Here is a 19,432-nt window from a genome sequence, read left to right on the forward strand (position 1 = left end):
GCCACTCCTCAGAACAGATCGTCGAGTTCGTCCGAGCCACCGCCGGGCATCTTGCCGTACTGCTGCAGGTAAGCCTGGATCATCTGGCTTTCGCGCGACGTGAACATCGCCGCTTCCTCGAACACGAAGTTCGTCGCGTCGCTGCCGCGTTCGAGCTGCTCGGTGAGGCCTTCGCGCAGGTTCTCGACGCCCTTGATCATCAGCACGTTCTTGTCGCCGTCGAGGAGCTGGAACACGCCGGCTTCGGTCGGCACTGCGGCAATCGCGGCGGCGTCGAAGGTCAGGGACGATTCCGGCGGCAGCACCGCTTCGGCGATCTTCGGCGCAAGGTTGCACTTGAAGCAGCGGGCGGCCTCCAGACGGGCGGTCGCATCGTCGAAGCCGAGCTCGACTTCGTCCCAGCCCGTGCGCTGTTCCGGCGCGAGCATGATCGGGTGGAACTTGCGCGTCGTGTTGAAGCCGTCCTTGCGACCGATGCGCGGGTTGGTTTCCCAGCCGTCGCGCAGCAGCACTTCGGAGATGTCGCCGTCGCCGCCGAGCGCCTTGTCCATCGCCGAGGCCGCGACCCGGCCTTGCGCGACCGACTCGATCAGCGTCGAGGGTCCGAGCACGCAGTCGCCGCCGGCATAGACCTTGGGCCGGCTCGTCAGCATCGAATCCTCGCGCACCGTGATGCGGCCCTTGCGGTCGGTCTCGACGCCGAAGCCTTCGAAGCGGTTCGGGAACTGGCCGATCGCCCCGATCACGAGATCGACGCCTTCGACGATTTCCTCGCCGGTCTCGACCGGGCGACGGCGACCGGAAGCGTCCGCTTCGCCCAGCGCCATCTTCGCGTACGTGATCTGCAGTCGGAAACCGTTGGTGCCCGGCTCGATCTTCTTCGGCGCGAGCAGGTAGCGGATATTCACGCCTTCCTCGACGCAGCCTTCGAACTCTTCGAGGCGCGCCGGCATTTCCTCGCGGGTGCGGCGATACACCATGTCGACTTCGGCACCGAAGCGTCGCGAGCTGCGGGCGTTGTCGGTCGCGACGTTGCCGCCGCCGATAACCGCGACCTTCTTGCCGGTCTGGATGCCCTCGGGCGTATTCACGAGGCCCATCGTCACCGCTTTCAGGTAAGTCGGACTGTCGACTACGCCCGGCAGGTCGTCGCCGGGGATGCCCAGCCTGTCGCCGCCCTGCGCGCCGATGCCGACGAACACCGCCCCATAGCCGTCATTGAAAAGTTCATCGACGTTCTCGACTTTCGCGCCGTAGCGGAACTCGACGCCGAGCGCCGCGACCTCGCTGACTTCGTCGTCGATGACTTCGGCCGGCACGCGGTACGACGGGATGCCGTAGCGCGCCATGCCGCCAGCGGCCGGCTGGGCGTCGAAAATCGTGACCGCGTGGCCCTGCTTCGCGAGGTAGTACGCGACGGTCAGGCCTGCCGGCCCGGCGCCGATGACGCCGGCCTTCTTGCCGGTCGCGGGAAGCTTCTTGGCGAATTCGCGCCAGATGCCGGTGTCGTTGTCCGCGGCGATGCGCTTGAGGTTGCGGATCGACAGCGGGTCGTCGAGGTCCTTGCGGCGGCAGGCCGATTCGCACATCGCGAAACAGGCGCGGCCGAGGATGCCCGGGAACGGGAGCTTTTCGCGCACCACCGCGATCGCCTCGCCATACTTGCCTTCGGCGGCGAGCTGCACGTAGCGCGGCACGTCGATGCCGGCCGGGCACGCGGACTTGCACGGCACCATCGATTCCTCGCGGTGGGCGGGGTCGAGCGTGCGGTCTATCAGCGCGCCGGTCGGACATACGGTCACGCAGGCCTGGCAGAACGTGCAGCCGGATTCGATCAGCGTCGGCGCGATCGTGCCGACATAGGTGCGCTTGCCTTGCGGCGTGTCGACTTCCTTGACTTCCAGGCAGCCCACGCCGCGCACGTCGTTACAGGCGACGAGGCAGCGGCGGCAGTCGATACAGAGGTTGTAGTCGCGGTCGAAGAACGGCTCGTTCTTGATGATCGGCAGCTGCGCCGGCTTGTACGGCGGGGTGCTGTTCGGGATGCCGATGAAGTCGGACACCTTGCGCAGCTCGCAGCTCGAGAAGATCGAGCAGCAGCGCGTCTCCTGCGGATTGCCGTACGAGCACTGCGAGCGCGAACAGCCTTCGCGCTGCGGACAGGTGAGGCAGACGTGAGGATGGGGACCGAGGATCTTCGCGAGGCTCGCCTGGCGCGATTCCTGGATCGCGGGCGACTGGGTCTTGACGACGAGGCCGGCCTTGACCGGCATCGAACAGGCCTTGCGCAGCCCCTCTTCGCCTTCGACCTCGACCATGCACAGGTTGCAGCCGCCGTCTCCCGCGCCGCGCTGGCCGGCCGGCGGCAGATCGGGATGCGCGCACAGCGCCGGAATGTAGAGGCCCGCCGCCGTCGCGGCATTGAGGATCGACGCGCCGGCGGGCGCTTCGATGTCGACGCCGTCGATGCTGAACTGCACCGGGGCGCCGAACTCCGGCATATCGACCGGCCGGCTGGCCTTCCACCACCTGATCTCGGATGTCTGTACGGCTTCCATGTCTCTCTCGTCCTATCTTGTTCCGGCGCTCATCGTAGGGCGGAAAAGCGCAGCGCCTTCCGCCACCCGGCACACTTTTCTCATCGCGGCGGCGCAGTGGCCAAATGAGCCCCGCTTCGCGGCTCATCCGCCCTACAGAGGCTACAAAAGCTGCATTCGTTTTCCGCGGTCGCGTCGCGGCCGTCCGCGCCGCTTCTCGCCCGCGATGTATCCCTACGCCGCGAGCGCCGCCTGGGCGAAACCGGGGAAGTACCCTCCCCGGCACGCTCCGGCGCGCACCGCCGCGATGAAACTCTTCATGTCGGTCACCGGCTGCAGGAACTGCGTCGCGCAGCGGCCGACCGCTTCGGTCTTGTGGCAATCGCTGCCGCCGAGCGACGGCAGAGCCATGTGTCGCGCGGCAGAGATCGCCAGTTCGTTGTCGCTCTCGCGGTTGCCGCCGTTGTGCGTCTCGACCGCTGCAAGCCCCGTCAGGTCAAGCACGCTTTCGAGCAGGCACGCCCCGACTTCGCGGAACGGATGCGCCGGCACGCAGATGCCACCGATTCCGTTGATGCGTTCCACGACTTCGGCCAGCGGGAGGTAGTTGTCCCGCCCCCAGATGTTCCAGCCGTCGTCCTCGACCCCGTAGGCCAGCATGTGGCCCCGGTCCGTCGCAATCTCGACGCCGCGCAGAACCAGCATCCCCTCGTCGCGACCGACCTGTTCGACCGGCTCCGACGCCTCGTACGAGTAATGCTCGGTGATGCAAACCGCATCAAGCCCGAGTTCACGGGCACGCCGGATCAGGTTCACCGGCTCCAGCCAGTTGTCGTACGAGTACTTGGTGTGGCAATGGCAATCGATCCACATGGGGATGGGCTCCGCGCGTGGGTGTTTCTCAGACCACGGTGTATTCGAGGTTGATGCGCTTGGACGGCGCGAACTTCTGCCGCGAGAAGAATTTCTCGAGCGCGAAATCGTCCCAGTTCACCAGCGTGTAGACCTTGCTCACGCCGCCCGCCTTCATGTTCATCATGAACTGGTCGAGCAGTTCGCTCGCGACGCCATGGTTCTGGAAGCGCGGGTCGACGCCGATCGTGTCGATCGTCGCGGTGCTTTCCGGAATCCCGAATTCGCCGAAATAGATGTCGCCCATGACGAAGCCGGCCAGTTTGCCGTCAATCTCACAGACCAGCGATGCATTGATGTTGTGCTTCGGGTTCAGGATTGTTTCGATCTTGCGCTCGTAGTAATCGCGACGATTCTGCTTGGAAGCGGCAGCATCGATTTCGACGATCGCATTCAGGTCGTCCTTGTTCAGCAACCGCATTACGCGCTTCTGTTCGGCCATTTGCACTCCTCCTTGGATATCGCGGCTTCGCGCTGGACGCGCGTCGCACGCCGTTCAGAACAACTCGTCATCCTTTTGCGGCACAGCCGCGCGGCGCGTGTACACCGTGCCGATGATCTTGCCCATTTCCTGGTCGGCGTCGAGGCAGGTGTTGCAGCCGTCGCCTTCGCTCTTGTAAGTCTCGACGTGCACCTCGAAACCCATGCCGCGATAAGCCTCGGCGATCTCCGACAACCGTGGTTCGCCGATCGTCGTCAGTCGCTTCCAACCCTGGCGCAACAGACGGTCTTCGATCTCCTCTTCTTCATTCGCCGAAGCAAGCTTGATCGGGATCATCTTCTTCACGTTCACCGCAGAACCCTCCGTCGTCACGCCTTTCATCTCGTCCGGCCTACCAGGAATGCTTGATCGCGCCCGGGGTACAGGCGGTGGTACAGGGCAGGCTGGTGTAGCCACCGGCCGGCTTGCATGCGGCGCAGTCGTAAGCGAGGGCGCGCGTGCATTCCTTCTTCACCCATGCCACTTCGTCGTCGTAATCATCGGTGATGATTTCGAACATATTCTTCGGGCACGCGGTCAGGCAGGCGCGCCCCGCAGTACAGTCGATGCACTTGTCGGTATCGATGCTGATGTAATACTCGCCGGACCCGTCCTTGTAGCCGTAGTTCGCGATCATGTCCGTTCTCTCCTGTGAATTGAGTCGTAGGCCGCCGGCCGTCCGGAAAAACCGCCGCGTTCAATCGCGGCGTTTCTCCGAGACGGCCGGCGCTGCTTCAGCCCCGACTTCAGGCCGCCTTCGCCTGCTTCTGCATCAGCGTGTAGCCGAAGAGCGCCGCGCCCAGCGCGCCGGCGATCTGGCTGTCGATCTTGGTGTCGACCGCCTTGATGCCGAGGATGCGCTCGATGCGCTTCACGACCCCCGGGTTCTTCGCGATGCCGCCGGTGATGAAGAAGCCTTCCTCGACGCCGATGCGCTCCAAGAGGCTCACGACGCGCTCGGCCATCGCCTGGCAGTAGGCCGCGATCACCTTGTTCTTGGTGTAGCCGGCCTTCAGGAGCCCCAGCGCTTCGGACTTGGCGAACACGACGCAGATCGACGACACCGCTTCGGGTTCGACATCGACGTCGAACGAGCGCGGGCCCAGTTCGGCGATCGGGATCTGCATCAGGTCGGAGATGACCTCCATGCCGCGCCCGGTGCCGGCCGCGCACTTGTCGTTCATCAGGAAGTTGGTGACCTTGCCTTTCTCGTCGCAGTGGATCGCCTTGCAGTCCTGGCCGCCCATGTCGAGGATCGTGCGCACCTTGTTGCCGCCCATGTAGTTCGCGCCGCGCGCGTGGCAGGCGATCTCGGTGATCGCCTTGTGGGCGAAGGGCACGTTCACCCGGCCGTAGCCGGTGCCGACGACGTAGTTGATGTCCTCGAGCTTCATGCCGATCTTGTCCATGATGCCCTGCAGGGCATTCTTGGCCGAGTCCGGCGAGTTGTTGCCGGTGCGCATGCTGTTGTAGCCGTACAGCTCGCCGTCACAGACCAGCACCGCTTGCGAGGACACCGAACCGACGTCGATGCCGCAGGTGATGATCTTCGCCTCTCTCCAGTCCTTCTTCGTCTCGTCGAACCAGACGTTTTCCTGCCAGCGCCAGAATTCCTTCTTCTCGGGGGCCGCTTCTGCCACCGGTGCCGTAGCAACTTCTGCATTCATTTGATCGCTCCTTTATCCGTGTCGTGTGGCGGTTCAGTGCTGGCGCTCGGCCGCGATCAGCGCGCAGCCCAGCGCACTGACGAATTCGGGCAGCTCGGGCAGCAGCACCTGATCGACGTCCATCGCGTTCTTGAGCGAGGCGACGAAGCCGGGGTTGTGCACCATGCCGCCGATCAGCACCACGTTGCCTTCGATGCCGACGCGGCGCACCATCGCGCACACCCGGCTGGCGACCGCGTCGAGCACGGCCTTGGCGATGTCTTCCTTGGGCGTCGCGGAGTGGATCAGCGACACCACTTCGGACTCGGCGAACACCGTGCATTGGGCGTTCATCGGGATCGACTTGTCCGAGCGCAGGCTCGCTTCGCCGAATTCCTTGAGCGTCAATTGCAGCGCGCGGCTCATCGCTTCGGCAAACGAACCCGCCCCGGCGGCGCACTTCTCGTTGCCGGCGAAGTCGATCGCCTTGCCGTCCGCGTCGGTCTTGATGCCGCGCCCTTCCTCGGCACCGACGTCGACCACGGTGCGCGCCTGCGGGTACATGTACACCGCGCCGCGCGCACCCGCCGTCATCTCGGTGACGCCTTCGGTCGCGAACTCGACCTGCTTGCGCCCGGCCCCAGTCGCGAACACCGACTTCACCTGGTCACGCGACACCCCGGCCGCGGCCAGCGCTTCGGTAAAGGCCTTCTCGGCGGCCTGGTCGGCGTCGATGTCGCCCGGCATCATCAGGTGCGCTTTCTTCACCGCGTAGTTCAGTTGCGGCGCCCCATCCACCTTGATCTCCTCCAGCAGCACAACCTTCACGCTGCGGGAGCCCATGTCGATTCCAGCGGTAATCATTCTCGTGTCCTCCTTGGGTTCTCAGTTCTGATCAAGCGGCTTGCCGGCGCATGCCGAGCTGTTCCATGAACGCATCGACACGGGCCTGGGTGCGGACTTCGTCGAACTCGCGCTCGTCGCCCATGTTCCCTTCGAACGTCATCACCGGGGTACCGGCCTGGGCGATCGCGAGGCGGTTTTCCATGATGCCGATCGACAGGCCTTCGCAGCCGCGGTTCAGGTGCAGCATGACGCCGTCGACCTGCCATTCCCTGATGATGCGCAGCATCATTTCGCTCTTGATGCTCGGGTCGTAGAAGTGCTGCCACTGCGGCTTGGACAGATTCCAGTCTGCATACAGGCGCACTGCCGTATCGCGGTCGTTGATCTCGATGCCCTTTTCCCACGGCAGCGTGCGGCCGCCCCAGGAACCGTCCGGCTTGTCTTCCCAGATGCCTTCGAGCGCGAAGGTGTAGAGGGAGCCGATCGACACCGCACCGAAGGTCTCGAGGTAGCGGAAGATCTTCAGGAAGGACCAGGGCGGCTGCGTGTCGGTCATCAGGCGAACGGTCTCGTTCGGCACTGCGGCGATGCCACGAGCGACGCGATCCTTCACTTCCTCGTACAGCTCGTCCATGAAGTCAGCACACCATTGCGACGACTTCGACAGCGTGCAAAGCACGTACAGCGAGTACATCGTCTTCTCGTCGAGCGGCGCGGGCTTGACCTTGTTCAGCGCGCAAATGTCGGCCCAGCGGCTGGTCGAACGCATCTCGTTCTTGACCGCCTTGATGAACAACTCGTCGTTGAACTTGCGGCCGCTCGCCTTCTCGACGAACTCGATGCCGTCGTGCAGCTGGTTGGCGACGTAGTCGAGACGCGCATCGGTCATGTCCCGGTACGGGCCGACGCCGACGTCAAGGTAGAACTCGGGAACCTTCTCTTCCTTGGCGACGTGCTGGTACCACTTCGAGTGCGAGCAGCAGATCTGGGTCTGGAAGACGAAGTCGGGCTTCGGGAACTCGCCGCCGAAGGCGTACTTGTTCAGGTGCATGCCGCCCCAGTAGATGCGCATGTACGAGCACAGGTCGCGGGCAAAGCCGTAGGCTTCCGCAGCGTCCATACACTCCTTCGCGAACTTGCGATCGTGCGCGACGGCTGCCGCGTACGGCTCGCCGGTCAACGAATACACGTCCTCGCCGAGGCCGGCCGGGATCGCGTCGAGCGCCCATGCCGAACCGGACCAGCGGATGCCGCCCTTTTCCTTCGCCCGGGCGTAGTTCTGGTAGTACTGCTCGCGCAGCTGCTTGGCCTTGCCCCAGAGCTTGAGCGGCTCGGTCGGATACTTGTTTGCCATTGCGTTCATCGTTCTCTCCGCAGTCAGTTCAGAACAGCTCTTCTTCGCTCAACGTCTCGAGGAATGCCTCGATACGGATGCGGAAGGGGCCGATCGGGTTCGTGATGTCGAATTCCAGGAACAGCGTCGGGATGCCGTTGGCTTCCAGGTGACGCTTCAGGTCCGGGTAGTCGCCCTCGTGCGGATCGCAGAACTTCTGCTGCAGGAAAATCGCACCCTGAACGTCGTAGTCCTTGGCCAGGCCGAGCACGTGGTCGTAACGGGTATGAACCGGGTAATCCTTGGTCGGACAGGCCGGACGATCGCAGTAACGATCGGCAATCGCCTTGATGACGTCGGTTTCGGGCTTCGACTCGTTCCAGAAGTAACGGGTACCGGAGCACTGGTCGTCGATGACGATCGTCGCGCCGACCGATTCGACCATCGCCATGAACGCGATGTCGTCGTTTTCCGACCCGATGGTCATGAAACGGGCACCCGTCTTGCGCTCGACCTTGCGCGACGGCAGCGCGGCGAGAACCTTCTTCAGCTGCTCGTTGTGCTCGCGCTTGTCGATGAACTGGGCGGTCAGCGATGCATAGACCGCTTCAACGCCGGTCACCTTCGGATTGGCATCCTTGCGGTAGTCGAACAGTTCGCGCAGCAGGCGGCGATTCTCGTCGACCACGGCGAGCGACTCACGCAGCATGTCGTCGGTGATTTCCTTGCCGGTCAGCGTCTGCAGGAACACGCGGAACGACTGCAGCTCTTCGTAATGCGCTTTCTTCGCATGTTGCGACTGGACTTCGTTCGGCATCGGCACATAGTAGTCCCACTTCACCGTCGGGACATGCAGGCGCCACGAACCGAAGGTCTGGCGATACTGGATGCACGACTGCGTCAGCGTCACGCCTTCAGCGTAGTCGAAACGGCCCAGCAGGCCCTGTGCGAGCGAGTCGCGGCAGAACGGGCAGAACATGCCGAAGATGTGCGGCTCGGTCACGTTCTGGGGTTCGTGGGCACCGAGCACGCGCACCGGCAGCATCCCGGCGGCAATCAGCAATTCCTCGGCAGTGTAGGTACACATCGTTGCCACCACTTGCCCGCCGGTCCGCGCCTTCCAGTCCCGTGCATAATCGTGGCGCTTCTCGTACCAGGTCTTGAACTGGTCGAACAAACCATCGCTCATCGAACTATCTCCTCTGATTTATCCGCGTTGCCTGTGACCGACCCCGCGGCTGCTGCATTATTTTTCCGGCCCTGCATGATTACGCATAGTACGCACTCCAGTGCAGCCGCTATTGACATAGATCAAACACGACACAGGAAAACTGCACTCCCGTGCATTTTTCTTCGGCATTTTTTTCATACATGCATTTTTGTGCATTGCAGCAAGATAAATCAGTCCATACAGAAACACTAAGCGTGCCGTGGCGGCCTCCGCGGTCACCCGGCGAGGAGTACGTACACGGCCAAAATGCTGCGGGGGACTCCCGCGGCGACTCTGGTGCAACGGGAAATGAGAGGGGGAGATTCGGCGCGCGGATGCAGGGAGGAAAAGCGGGCGCCGGACAACGCCGTCGACACAGCCGGTGACACCGGCCGTGCGAATTCAGGCCAGCACGGCTTCGCGCAGCGCAGCCAGGCTCTGCTCGACAGTCTTGCCCGACGTTTCAACGATCGCGTCGGCCTTGCTGTACATCGCGATCCGGCCGGCGAGAATGCGGCGGAGGTCATCCATCGCCTCCTGGCTGTCTTTCATCGGGCGGTAGTCGCCCTGCGCGACGACGCGCTCCATGTGCTCTTCGGGCGAAGCCTTGAGCCACACCGTGTAGCACGATGAAAGCAGGAACTCGAAGGTCGCCGGCTCGGAGACGATGCTTCCGCCCGGAACAAGCACGAAGCGCTCATTGTTCTCCATGATCGATTCGAGGCTGCGGCGCTCGTAGCGCCGGTAGGCACTCTGCCCGTAGAGCGAAAAAATTTCCGAAAGCTCGGCTCCCGCTTCCTGCTCGATGGTCTTCGCCAGCTCGAAGAACGGCGCCCGGAGCTCTTTCGCCAGCAGGGAACCGAGTGTCGTCTTGCCCGCCCCGCGCAGCCCGATGAGCGCGATCCGCTCACGCCGAGCCGCCTTGCCGGACGATTCGAGTTCGTTTTCCAGCAGGCCGCGCGCCCAGTTCAGCTTTTTCGGCGAAAAGCGGCTCAGGTATTGCACCAGCAGCGTCAGCTCGGCCGGTTGCTCGGGCTCTTCGCGCACCAGGTCGACGAGCGGCAGCCCCATGCCCAGCGCGATCTGCCGCAGCAGGATGATCGAGATGTTGCCGTGCCCGGTTTCCAGTTGGGCAAGATAGCGTTCCGAGACACCGGACTGGTGCGCCAAGGCCTTGCGCGTCATTCCGCGCCGGGCACGCAATTCGCGTATACGCTCGCCCAGCATCAGCAGATAGCCGTTTTCTTCGACCGTCAAATCGGGCCGCTTCAGTCTTTCGCCACTGTTTTCGCTGTGCATGAGCGTTCACCGTTCGGAAGGATGATTCATATCGATGCATTATAGTGCACGGTTTTCGCATCTTTGCAACCGCTTAGGGCAATTGCGCGAAAACGGGTATTGTGCGCCCCGATACATGCCTTCAAGATTTCTTGCGGTACATCAACGCTTTTCGGCGACTGGCATCGCAGAGTTAGATGTGCTCCAAACGTCACCAACAAGGCGCAACCCAATGAAAAGACACTCCGACAACGAGACACACATCACGAATCTTCGTTATCACACGCAGGGGCCGGATGACCTTTACATACCGATTCCGTTCCTGTTCGTCACCAGCCGCATGTGCGACGAGATTGCCGCCGAGCGGCAGCTGATCATCGATCTCGCCCAGTCAGCGACGAAAGTTCGCCAGCTCGAACTTCTCTCGCGATACGACCCGTGCGTCAGCGCCGATGCCTTCAATTCGGTTCTCCATCTGTTCGAGGTCGATCAGCAGGATTGAGGCAGGTCCGGAATACTCCCGCAGTACGCGATTCACCCTGTCTTCAACTGAAAAGCACCCGCGCCCGCAGCGCGGCGAGACCGTTATCCTGGTCCATGGGCTATGGATGCACGGGGTCGTCTTTCATTTTCTGCGGCGAGCGCTCATGCGCTGCGGTTTCCGGGTGGAGACCTTCTCCTATCCTTCGGTGCGTCGGGGCCTTGCCGCGAACACCGATCGCCTTGCGCACTTCGTCGCCGGCCGGGATGCCGAAAAAGTGCACCTCGTCGGGCACAGCCTGGGCGGATTGCTGATATTGAACCTGCTGTCGCGGCCAGCCGTGCCGCCTATCGGCCGTGCCGTGCTGATGGGAACGCCGTGCCGCGGGTCGCATTGCGCGGCCATGCTGGCAGGGATTCCCGGGTGCGCCCGGATCGTCGGACACTCCATGCAGGACTGGCGGGGAGTCACGTCGCCGCTCGCCGCGGGGGTGGAGATCGGCGTCATCGCGGGCGATCGCGGCGTCGGCACGGGGCCGCTGCTGTTCGGCCTGCCCCAACCCAATGACGGCATCGTGGCAGTCGCCGAAACGCAGCTCGCCGAGGCGACCGACTCGCTCACGCTGCACGTCGCTCATTCCGAAATGCTGTTCTCGAAAGCCTGCGCCCGCCAGGTCGCAGCCTTCCTCGCGACGGGACGCTTCCTGCACGACGGCGACGAACGGCCGTAGCGCGGCGCAGTGCGCAGTTGGCAGCCTTGCCTCGGAACGGACGTCAGGACGGTGTCCTGCGCGTCGCAAGGAGGCTGACAACGACGCTCGATCCGATCAGCACGGCGATGATCGTCAATGAGGCGGCAACCGGGACGTGATACCAGGGGGCGATGAGCATCTTCACGCCGATGAAGGTCAGCACCATGGCCAGGCCATACTTCAGCAGGTGGAAGCGGCTCGCGACGTCGGCGAGCAGGAAGTACAGCGCCCGCAAGCCGAGGATCGCGAAGATGTTGGAAGTGAACACGATGAAGGGGTCCGTCGTGACGGCGAAGATGGCCGGAATGGAATCCACCGCGAACACCAGGTCGGATGCCTCGATCAGGATCAGCACCAGGAAAAGCGGCGTGAAGTGGCGGACGCCGTTCTTCATCACGGTGAAATCCTCGCCGTGCTCGCCTTCGGCGATCCGCAGGTGGCGACGCGCGAATTTCAGCACGGGGTTCTTCTCCAGGTCGGGCTCCTTGTCCGCCATGAACAACATGCGCATGCCGGTGACGACGAGGAAGAAACCGAAAACGTAAAGGACCCACGAGAACTCGCGCACCAGCCACGCCCCGGCCAGGATCATCACCGCGCGCATGACAATCGCGCCCAGCACGCCATAGATCAGCACTCGTCGCTGGAATTCGGGCGCGACATGGAAAGACGAAAAGATCAGCAGGAAGACGAACACGTTGTCGACCGACAGCGACTTCTCGATCAGGTAGCCGGTGAGAAACTCCAGCGCCTTGCTGTCGGCGACGTCCCGCCCCACGGTGCCGTCCAGATACCACCACAGGGCGGCGTTGAAGAGGACCGCGAGGCTGACCCACACCAGCGACCACAAGGCCGCCTCCTTCACGCTCACCTTGTGCGCTTTCCGTCCACCGAACACGAACAGGTCCAGCGCCAGCATGGCCAGCACGAACGCGACGAAAGCAGCCCACATCCACGGTTCGCCGATCGTGACGTCGTTGCTCATTGAATTGTCGTTTTGCAAAGCCGCGAAGCGATCGCCATCCAAGGAAGAGGCCCTGCCCTGGCGCAGCACATTACGCCGCGCCTCACTGGTGCGTCACTGGTTCTTTTCGCAGTTGACCATCCACGGCACGCCGAAGCGATCGACGCACATGCCGAAGCGCGCCGCCCAGAATGTCTGCGCCAGCGGCATCTGCACCGTGCCGCCTTCGGCCAGCGCCCTGAAGATGCGTTCGGCCTCGGCGATGGAGTCCACGTTCAGCGACACTGCGCAGCCGTGGATGCCTTCGTACGGGTGCTCGGGAGTCGTGTCCGAACCCATCAGCACCTGGTCGCCGACCGCCAGGCGCGCGTGCATGATCCGCTCACGCTGCTCCGGCGTCAGCACCTCGTCGCACTGGGGCGCTTCACCGAAGCGGGCCAACGCCGTCACGGTGCCGCCAAGACAATCGGCATAGAAGTGGAAAGCGGCCTCGCACTGGCCATCGAACGTCAGATAGGGGTTGAGTAGCATCGCGTGCTCCTTTGGCAAGTCGGAGTTTCACTGTCGGGTGCGGACTCGGCGCCGGACCAGACATCTCCGTCGCCTGGTTTTCATCGTAGTACAACAGCGGAGCCACGCATTCGACCACGCCGGTCCGGGGTGGAACGGGAGTGCACGGGGCGTCAAGGAACTTGCTGAAGGCTTTCAAGCATAGACATCCCCTGCAGCCGCTCCCGGAGGACTGTTACCAGCCTCGACATAGGGCGAATAGCGTCCGGCGAGTGGAACCTGGAAAACGCGCGGATGAGAACCCCGTTTGTTGGCTACCTGGTTACGCAATCCCAAATTGCGCAGTACATTCGCGCCTTCGAGGAACTCCTGTGCTGGCTCTCCTCAAAGAACATGTTGGGATTAATGTAACGCGTTCCGGGATACCGCCATGACCCCCTCGCAATTGCTCGCCACACACCGCGACAAGATTCTGCGCATCGTCGCCGCGCACCGGGCCAGCCACCCGAGGGTTTTCGGATCCGTTTTGCGCGGCGAGGACTCCGAGTCGAGCGACCTGGATCTACTGGTGGACCCCGATGCCGGCGCCACCCTGCTTGATCTGGGTGACATTCAGCTCGATCTCGAGGAGTTGCTCGGGATCCGCGTCGACGTTTTGACACCCGGCGACCTACCCCAAAAATTCCGCAATCAAGTGCTCAAGGAAGCCCGCCCGCTATGAGCCCGCTCCGAAAAGCGAACGCCCCTGCCGGCTTCCCGGACAGGGGCGTTCTGCTTGCCCGGCACGGCGGGATGCGCGCTGCGCTCCCGCCGCCGGGGTGACGGTCAGACTTCGACCGTGTCGGCCACGCTCTTGAACTCCTCGATCTGGTCGAAGTTCATGTAGCGGTAGACGTCCTTCGCCTTGGCGTTGACCACTTCCACCTGCGACATGTACTCCGCAACCGTCGGGATCTTGCCCATCAGCGCGCACACCGCCGCGAGCTCGGCCGAGCCCAGATAGACACGCGTATCGATGCCCAGCCGGTTCGGGAAGTTGCGCGTCGAGGTCGACATCGCGGTCGAACCCTTGCGCACCTGCGCCTGGTTGCCCATGCACAGCGAGCAGCCGGGCATTTCCATGCGCGCGCCGGACTTGCCGAGCACCGAGTAGTAGCCTTCCTCGTTGAGCACCATCGCGTCCATCTTCGTCGGCGGGGCGATCCACAGGCGCGTCGGGATGTCCGACTTGCCGTCGAGCACTTTGCCCGCGGCGCGGAAGTGGCCGATGTTGGTCATGCACGAGCCAATGAAGACTTCGTCGATCTTGTCGCCGGCGACTTCCGACAGCAGCTTGACGTCGTCCGGGTCGTTCGGGCACGCGACGATCGGTTCCTGGATGTCGGCGAGATCGATCTCGATCACCGCGGCGTAGTCGGCGTCGGCGTCGCCCTTCAGCAGCTGCGGGTCGGCAATCCAGCTTTCCATCGCCTTGATGCGGCGGCCAAGCGTGCGCTTGTCCTCGTAGCCGTTGGCGATCATCCACTTCATCAGCGTGATGTTCGAGCGCATGTACTCGATGATCGGCGCCTTGTCGAGGTGCACCGTGCAGCCGGCGGCGGAACGCTCGGCCGAGGCGTCGGACAGCTCGAAAGCCTGTTCGACCTTGAGGTCCGGCAGGCCTTCGATCTCGAGGATGCGGCCGGAGAAGACGTTCTTCTTGCCTTTCTTCTCGACGGTCAAGAGGCCCTGGCGGATCGCGTACAGCGGGATCGCGTTGACGAGATCACGCAGCGTGACGCCCGGCTGCATCGTGCCCTTGAAGCGCACCAGCACCGATTCGGGCATGTCGAGCGGCATCACGCCGGTCGCCGCGGCGAAGGCGACCAAGCCCGAGCCGGCCGGGAAGGAGATGCCGATCGGGAAGCGCGTGTGGCTGTCGCCGCCGGTGCCGACGGTGTCGGGCAGCAGCAGGCGGTTGAGCCACGAGTGGATCACGCCGTCGCCCGGACGCAGCGCGACGCCGCCGCGCGTGCTGATGAAAGACGGCAGCTCGCGGTGCATCTTGACGTCGACCAGCTTCGGGTAGGCCGCGGTATGGCAGAAGGACTGCATCACCAGATCGGCGGAGAAGCCGAGGCAGGCCAGATCCTTCAGCTCGTCGCGGGTCATCGGGCCGGTGGTGTCCTGCGAGCCGACAGTGGTCATCTTCGGTTCGCAGTAGGTGCCCGGGCGCACGCCCTGGCCTTCCGGGAAACCGCAGGCGCGGCCGACCATCTTCTGCGCCAGCGAGAAGCCCTTGCCGGAATCGGCCGGAGCCTGCGGCAGGCGGAACAGGGTGCTCACCGGCAGGCCCAGCGCTTCGCGCGCCTTGGCGGTGAGACCGCGCCCGATGATCAGCGGAATGCGGCCGCCGGCGCGCACTTCGTCGAGGATCACGAGGGTCTTGAGCTGCGATTCGGACACCACGGCGCCGTTCTTGAGCGCGGTGACCTTGCCGCTGGCGGCGTCGACCTGGAGCTCGATCTCGTCGCCCATGTCGAGCTGGCCGCAGTCGAGCTCGATCGGCAGCGCGCCGGCGTCTTCCATTGTATTGAAGAAGATCGGAGCGATCTTGGAGCCCAGGCACACGCCGCCGAAACGCTTGTTCGGCACGAACGGGATGTCCTCACCGGTGAACCACAGCACCGAGTTGGTGGCCGACTTGCGCGAGGAACCGGTACCGACCACGTCGCCGACGTAGGCGACCAGGTTGCCCTTGGCGCGCAGGTCTTCGAGGAACTTGACCGGGCCGCGCACGCCGGATTCTTCCGGCGTGATGCCCGGACGCGGGTTCTTCAGCATCGCCAGCGCGTGCAGCGGGATATCGGGCCGCGACCACGCGTCCGGCGCGGGCGACAGGTCGTCGGTGTTGGTTTCGCCGGTGACCTTGAACACGGTGAGCTTCTGCGAGGCCGGCACTTCCGGACGGCTGGTGAACCACTCGGCGTCGGCCCACGACTGCATCACGGCCTTGGCGTTGGCGTTGCCTTGCTCAGCCAGTTCCTTGACGTCGTGGAAGTAATCGAACATCAGCAGGGTCTTCTTCAACCCTTCGGCCGCACCCGCGCCGACTTCGGCATCGCCAAGCAAGTCGATCATCGGCTTGATGTTGAAGCCGCCGAGCATCGTGCCGAGCAGTTCGGTCGCCTTCGTGCGGGACACCAGTGCACAGGTCTCCTCACCCTTTGTGACTTTGGCGAGGAATTCCGCCTTGACCTTCGCGGCATCGTCGACGCCCGCCGGCACGCGGTAGGTCAGGAGTTCGACGAGGAACTCTTCCTCGCCCTTCGGGGGATTCTTCAGCAACGCGACCAGTTCCTCGGTCTGCTGCTTCGACAGCGGCAGCGGCGGGATTCCGAGGGCGGCACGTTCGGCGACATGGGCACGGTAGGCTTCAAGCACGGGCGATTCCTTCCAATATCGTGGCGGTGGCAGGGCGTCCGGGTGCGTACCCGAACGGAACTCTGTGATTATATGTCTTTTATAAGACCTGGGGTGCAATGCAGCATTCGGGGCATCCCGTTGCCGCGCCGGGATTCTACTCTTCCCGCTCCGGTTGCGGGCCGGGTGGCGTCACTCTCATCGCGCCGTCATTGCTTTGCGCGGGGCTTTCAACTAAACAGGGCAAAGGAGTACGACGGGAACGAGCGCCGCCAGCAGGGGTTCTAATGGTGGATGTGCACCCGGCGGCGTCACCTCGCGCCCTTCGACGAAGCCCCATTCATCGGGAGACCGACCATGCTCCACACTCTGTTCGACACGCTGAAAACCTTTTTCACGCCCAGCGGGCGCAGCGGCCGGTTTTACTCGCTACCGGCACTCGAAACCGCCGGCGTCGCGACAATCTCGCGCCTGCCGGTGTCGATCCGCATCGTGCTGGAAGCCGTGCTGCGCCATTGCGACGGCAGGAAGGTCACCGAAGACCACGTGCGCCAGCTCGCGGGCTGGAAAGCGAACGCGCCGCGCACCGCCGAAATCCCGTTCGTCGTCGCCCGTGTCGTGCTGCAGGACTTTACCGGCGTGCCGCTGCTGTGCGACCTCGCCGCGATGCGCAACGTCGCGGCCGACATGGGCAAGGACCCGAAGCTGATCGAACCGCTCGTGCCGGTGGATCTGGTCGTCGACCATTCCGTGCAAGTCGACCACTACGGATCGCCGCTCGCGCTGCGGCAGAACATGGAACTCGAATTCCAGCGCAACCGCGAGCGCTATCAGTTCATGAAATGGGGGATGCAGGCATTCGACACGTTTCGGGTCGTGCCGCCGGGCATCGGCATCGTCCACCAGGTCAATCTCGAATATCTGTTCCGCGGCGTGCGCGGGCACGACAGCGGGGATGGCATGCTGTATTACCCGGACACGCTGGTCGGCACCGACTCGCACACGACGATGATCAACGGCGTCGGCGTCGTCGGCTGGGGTGTCGGCGGAATCGAAGCCGAAGCCGGCATGCTGGGCCAACCGGTCTACCTGCTGACGCCGGACGTCGTCGGCGTCGAGCTGAAGGGGCGACTGAACGAAGGCGTCACCGCGACCGACCTCGTGCTGACCGTCACCGAACTGCTGCGGCAGCGCAAGGTCGTCGGCAAGTTCGTCGAGTTCTTCGGCGAAGGTACCGCGAGCCTGACCGTAACCGACCGGGCGACGATCGCCAACATGGCCCCCGAATACGGCGCGACGATGGGCTTCTTCCCGGTCGATGACAAGACCGTCGCCTACATGCGCGGCACCGGTCGCAGCGACGCCGAGTGCGAACTGTTCGAAGCCTATTTCCGGGCGCAGCAGCTGTTCGGCGTTCCGCAGGCGGGCGAGATCGACTACTCGGAGACGGTCACGCTCGATCTGGCATCGATCGTCCCGTCGCTCGCCGGGCCGAAGCGGCCGCAGGACCGCATCCCGCTGTCCGACATGGAGGACATGTTCGACCGCCTGTTCTCCCGGCCGGCAAGCGAAAACGGCTTCGGCCAGCCGGAAGCTGCACTCGGCACGCGTTTTCCGACGAAGCTGCCGGGCGTCGACCTCGGCCATGGCGACATCCTCATCGCCGCGATCACGTCCTGCACGAACACCAGTAACCCGGCCGTGCTGATCGCCGCCGGCCTGCTGGCGAAGAAAGCGGTTGCAAAGGGCCTCCGCGTGAAACCCCACGTCAAGACTTCGCTCGCGCCGGGCTCGCGCGTCGTCACCGACTACCTGCAGAAAGCCGGGCTGCTCGAACCGCTCGCCGAGCTCGGCTTTGCGCTGGCCGGCTACGGCTGCACGACCTGCATCGGGAACTCGGGCGACCTCGCGCCGGAGCTGAACGAGGCGATCAGCGAGCACGATGTCATCGCCGCCGCGGTGCTGTCGGGCAACCGCAATTTCGAAGCGCGCATTCATCCGAACATCCGCGCCAACTTTCTCGCATCGCCGCCGCTCGTGGTTGCGTTCGCGATCGCGGGACGGGCCAACGTCGATCTCACCGAGAACCCGCTGGGCACCGGATCGGACGGCCACCATGTGTACCTGAAGGACATCTGGCCGACGTCCGACGAGATCGCCGCAGTGATGCCTTATGCAATGGACCCGGCGACTTTCACGCGCCTGTATTCCGACTTCACGAAGGACCACGACCTGTGGAACGAGATCTCGGCACCGGCGGGGCAGGTGTACGCATGGCCGGAATCGACCTACATCGCGCGTCCGCCGTTCTTCGAGGGCTTCTCGCCGCAGCCGGGACCGATCGCAGACATTAAGGGCGCACGCGTGCTGCTGCTGCTCGGCGATTCGGTCACGACCGACCACATCTCGCCAGCCGGTTCGTTCAGGGAGACGACCCCGGCAGGGCAGTGGCTGATCGCCAGGGGCATCGCGAAGCAGGATTTCAACTCCTACGGCTCGCGGCGCGGTATTCACGACGTGATGGTGCGCGGCACTTTTGCCAACGTGCGGATCAGGAACATGATGCTGCCGCCGAAACAGGACGGCTCGCGCGTCGAAGGAGGCTACACGCTTCTCGACGGCCGGCAGACGACGGTGTTCGACGCGGCGATGGCATACATGGCGAACGGCACGCCGACGGTGATCTTCGCCGGCGAGGAGTACGGCACCGGCTCGAGCCGCGACTGGGCCGCGAAAGGCACGCAGCTGCTCGGCGTCAGGGCCGTCATCGCAAGAAGTTTCGAGCGCATCCATCGCTCGAACCTCGTCGGCATGGGCGTGCTGCCGCTGCAGTTCAAGGGTCAGGACTCGTGGGAGAGTCTCGGTCTGGTCGGCGACGAGACGTTCGACATCCTCGGCATCGATGCAACGCTCAAACCCCAGCAGGATCTACCGCTGGTCGTGCACCGGCGCAATGGCGAGCGGACCGAGGTCCCGGTGTTGTGCCGCATCGACACGCCGGTCGAAGTCGATTACTACCGTCATGGCGGCATCCTGCCGTATGTGCTGCGGGAGATTCTCGGGCGCGTGCAATAGAATTGA

17 protein-coding genes are annotated in these 19,432 nt (G+C 63.9%); 4 read left to right on the plus strand and 13 right to left on the minus strand.

The features are described from left to right. Positions 1-8 precede the first annotated feature (8 nt). From GO606_RS04775 to GO606_RS04820, 10 genes are all read right to left on the minus strand, one after another. Complete coding sequence (locus GO606_RS04775; RefSeq protein WP_246979371.1) at positions 9-2,558, minus strand: FAD-dependent oxidoreductase; 2,550 nt, start codon at positions 2,556-2,558, stop codon at positions 9-11. A gap of 213 nt (positions 2,559-2,771) precedes the next feature. Then, positions 2,772-3,410: a PHP domain-containing protein gene (locus tag GO606_RS04780; protein ID WP_169117226.1), complete on the minus strand. Its 639-nt coding sequence runs from the start codon at positions 3,408-3,410 to the stop codon at positions 2,772-2,774. A 28-nt stretch (positions 3,411-3,438) separates the two neighbouring features. Then, a complete protein-coding gene (locus tag GO606_RS04785) occupies positions 3,439-3,891 on the minus strand; it encodes a GNAT family N-acetyltransferase (RefSeq protein ID WP_169117227.1) in 453 nt (150 codons plus the stop codon). 54 nt (positions 3,892-3,945) lie between these two features. After that, entirely contained in the window at positions 3,946-4,242 is a 297-nt protein-coding gene (locus GO606_RS04790) for a hypothetical protein (protein WP_236255353.1), read from the minus strand. Between the two features lie 40 nt (positions 4,243-4,282). Next, the gene (locus tag GO606_RS04795; protein ID WP_169117228.1) at positions 4,283-4,567 is read right to left on the minus strand and encodes a ferredoxin; all 285 of its coding nucleotides are present in this window, start codon (positions 4,565-4,567) and stop codon (positions 4,283-4,285) included. A 109-nt stretch (positions 4,568-4,676) separates the two neighbouring features. Beyond that, entirely contained in the window at positions 4,677-5,597 is a 921-nt protein-coding gene (gene bzdQ, locus GO606_RS04800; RefSeq protein ID WP_169117229.1) for a benzoyl-CoA reductase, bzd-type, subunit Q, read from the minus strand. 33 nt (positions 5,598-5,630) lie between these two features. After that, positions 5,631-6,440 (minus strand): acyl-CoA dehydratase activase, encoded by an 810-nt coding sequence (locus GO606_RS04805; RefSeq protein WP_169117230.1) that lies wholly within the window; start codon positions 6,438-6,440, stop codon positions 5,631-5,633. 31 nt (positions 6,441-6,471) lie between these two features. Then, positions 6,472-7,785, minus strand: a complete 1,314-nt coding sequence (bzdO, locus tag GO606_RS04810) for a benzoyl-CoA reductase, bzd-type, subunit O (RefSeq protein ID WP_246979372.1) — start codon at positions 7,783-7,785, stop codon at positions 6,472-6,474. 19 nt (positions 7,786-7,804) lie between these two features. Beyond that, the gene (gene bzdN / locus GO606_RS04815; protein WP_169117231.1) at positions 7,805-8,944 is read right to left on the minus strand and encodes a benzoyl-CoA reductase, bzd-type, subunit N; all 1,140 of its coding nucleotides are present in this window, start codon (positions 8,942-8,944) and stop codon (positions 7,805-7,807) included. A 423-nt stretch (positions 8,945-9,367) separates the two neighbouring features. Further along, positions 9,368-10,264, minus strand: a complete 897-nt coding sequence (locus tag GO606_RS04820) for a helix-turn-helix transcriptional regulator (RefSeq protein WP_169117232.1) — start codon at positions 10,262-10,264, stop codon at positions 9,368-9,370. A 211-nt stretch (positions 10,265-10,475) separates the two neighbouring features. Here GO606_RS04820 and GO606_RS04825 point away from each other — a divergent pair, with 211 nt between their 5' ends. Together GO606_RS04825 and GO606_RS04830 are read left to right on the plus strand one after the other, a co-directional pair. Continuing rightward, positions 10,476-10,745 (plus strand): hypothetical protein, encoded by a 270-nt coding sequence (locus GO606_RS04825; RefSeq protein ID WP_211166487.1) that lies wholly within the window; start codon positions 10,476-10,478, stop codon positions 10,743-10,745. Between the two features lie 88 nt (positions 10,746-10,833). Then, entirely contained in the window at positions 10,834-11,454 is a 621-nt protein-coding gene (locus GO606_RS04830; RefSeq protein ID WP_281503914.1) for an esterase/lipase family protein, read from the plus strand. A gap of 43 nt (positions 11,455-11,497) precedes the next feature. Here the strand turns inward: GO606_RS04830 and GO606_RS04835 are convergent, their stop codons facing one another. Continuing rightward, positions 11,498-12,460, minus strand: a complete 963-nt coding sequence (locus GO606_RS04835; protein WP_281503912.1) for a TerC family protein — start codon at positions 12,458-12,460, stop codon at positions 11,498-11,500. 93 nt (positions 12,461-12,553) lie between these two features. After that, entirely contained in the window at positions 12,554-12,970 is a 417-nt protein-coding gene (locus GO606_RS04840; RefSeq protein WP_169117233.1) for a VOC family protein, read from the minus strand. A 409-nt stretch (positions 12,971-13,379) separates the two neighbouring features. On the opposite strand from GO606_RS04840, the gene GO606_RS04845 reads away from it, so the two are divergent. Next, complete coding sequence (locus GO606_RS04845) at positions 13,380-13,670, plus strand: nucleotidyltransferase family protein (RefSeq protein WP_169117234.1); 291 nt, start codon at positions 13,380-13,382, stop codon at positions 13,668-13,670. A 104-nt stretch (positions 13,671-13,774) separates the two neighbouring features. Here the strand turns inward: GO606_RS04845 and GO606_RS04850 are convergent, their stop codons facing one another. After that, positions 13,775-16,372, minus strand: coding sequence for a bifunctional aconitate hydratase 2/2-methylisocitrate dehydratase (locus tag GO606_RS04850; protein ID WP_169117235.1), 2,598 nt, complete (start codon positions 16,370-16,372; stop codon positions 13,775-13,777). A gap of 336 nt (positions 16,373-16,708) precedes the next feature. Between GO606_RS04850 and acnA the strand changes: the two genes are divergently transcribed. Continuing rightward, the gene (acnA, locus tag GO606_RS04855; RefSeq protein WP_169117236.1) at positions 16,709-19,426 is read left to right on the plus strand and encodes an aconitate hydratase AcnA; all 2,718 of its coding nucleotides are present in this window, start codon (positions 16,709-16,711) and stop codon (positions 19,424-19,426) included. Positions 19,427-19,432: the final 6 nt, after the last annotated feature.

Source organism: Aromatoleum anaerobium, from assembly GCF_012910705.2.
GTDB lineage: Bacteria > Pseudomonadota > Gammaproteobacteria > Burkholderiales > Rhodocyclaceae > Aromatoleum > Aromatoleum anaerobium.